3 protein-coding genes are annotated in these 1,512 nt (G+C 59.5%); 1 reads left to right on the forward strand and 2 read right to left on the reverse strand.

Annotation, left to right across the window (positions count from 1 at the left end):
- Window positions 1-54: 54 nt before the first annotated feature.
- Complete coding sequence (locus HMPREF2724_RS13405) at window positions 55-180, reverse strand: hypothetical protein (protein WP_256375025.1); 126 nt, start codon at window positions 178-180, stop codon at window positions 55-57.
- 19 nt (window positions 181-199) lie between these two features.
- Here HMPREF2724_RS13405 and HMPREF2724_RS08620 point away from each other — a divergent pair, with 19 nt between their 5' ends.
- Entirely contained in the window at window positions 200-463 is a 264-nt protein-coding gene (locus tag HMPREF2724_RS08620) for a hypothetical protein (RefSeq protein WP_061920593.1), read from the forward strand.
- A gap of 62 nt (window positions 464-525) precedes the next feature.
- Here the strand turns inward: HMPREF2724_RS08620 and HMPREF2724_RS08625 are convergent, their stop codons facing one another.
- Window positions 526-1,353: a dienelactone hydrolase family protein gene (locus tag HMPREF2724_RS08625; protein WP_061920822.1), complete on the reverse strand. Its 828-nt coding sequence runs from the start codon at window positions 1,351-1,353 to the stop codon at window positions 526-528.
- Window positions 1,354-1,512 lie beyond the last annotated feature (159 nt).

A 1,512-nucleotide genomic window follows, 5' to 3' on the forward strand; every position in this document is an offset into this window, starting at 1 on the left:
CGCCGCAGGATGGCGTCATTCCACCTCCGCCAGAGCTTGCGGAAGTAGAAGAGCCTACACCGCCGCCGGAGAAGGTTGCGCACATGCAGGCAGCGGGCGCACCAGCGCCGCCGCCACCGTCAGAGCCGGCTCCAGCACCTGAACCAGCACCAGCACCAGAAGATAAAACAGTTCACGCACGGAAGGCAGGGCAGTGGTAATGGCAGCAGTAAATGACGAGTTCGCGGAATTTGCGCGCGGCTTTAGGGAGCGGACTGCCGCTCGCCTCCTCGAATTCGAAAAGGCAATGGCACAAGCCCAAGACGAACTCGAAAAGTCCGCTGAAAAAGCAACGGCGAGGGCAAGGATGAACGCGGGGCAGGCGGCGTCGGCAAGCGAGCCGCGTCAGCACTCCGCCTTCCCAGCCCACGGCAAGCGCCGCGGAAGCGGGCAAATCAAATCTGTGCTTCGGCGCAACCAATAGCGGTAAATAAAAAGCCAGCCCGCGTTGTGCGGACTGGCTAGGCGGTGCAGTGACTGCGAATGTTAGCGGTGAATACCGGCTTTCTTGCGCAGTTCTTCACCAAAAATACTCTTCACGCCCTTAGCGCTTGCATCAGCTTCGGCGAAACCGTCGTACTTGGACTCACCTGCAAGCGTCGACAGCAGGAAGCCGGTGACCAAAGCGCGTGCGGTTTCAGTCGGGCCTGACTGGAACGCACCGGAACCGACGGCCAGTTTGAAGAGGCGATCCTCAGTGAAACCAGCCTGGGTGCCCTTGGCCAGCTCGCGGTAAGCCACCTCGCCGCCCCAGTTGTCAGCCAGCTGCGCAGGGTTGCCGGCGCGGAAAAGATCCTCGCGCTCGGAACCGATAATCAGGCCCGGAGCCGTGATGGACTTAGCCGCTGCATAAGACGAAGGTGCAGTATCTGCCGGGTACAGCGCTGCTACGGCGCGAACCTTTGGGTTATCAACCGCTGCCAGCGCGGCGATGCCGCCGCCCATGCCGTGGCCGACGATGCCGAGCTTGGAAGGCGATACCGCGATGTTGCCCGTGCCCAGCTTGACGCCAGCTGCAATTTGCAGTGCAGATTCGACGTCCGCAGCGAGATTGCGGTGGCTCGGGTTAATACCCGTCTCCGTATCAGGGGCAACCACCACGATGCCCCAGCTAGCCAAATGGCGCAGGGTAGCGTGGTAATTCTTAACCTTCTTCGTCCAATCGTGGGCGAAGGCCACAGCTGGCAGGCCCTTGCCCTCAGCTGGGGTATAAACCTTGCCGTTGATGCCGGCATAAGAAAGATCGCCGACGAGGACGCGGTGGGGGCCACGCTTGGATAGAGTTCCTAGATGCTTCTTTAGATTCGCAGACACGTATTCCAGAATAGAGGAAGAAAGCACGGCGGCGGGGGATAAGCCATATTGATGGTTCAGAATGCGGGTTTTCTTTCGCGGTTAGCGGTGAGAGAAAAGCTTTAACTTTGCAGTGAAGAGGTTCCAATTCCTATGAGGTAGGATCGAGGCTTATGTGTG

This window comes from Corynebacterium sp. HMSC071F07 (genome assembly GCF_001810285.1).
In the GTDB taxonomy this organism is placed as follows: domain Bacteria; phylum Actinomycetota; class Actinomycetes; order Mycobacteriales; family Mycobacteriaceae; genus Corynebacterium; species Corynebacterium simulans.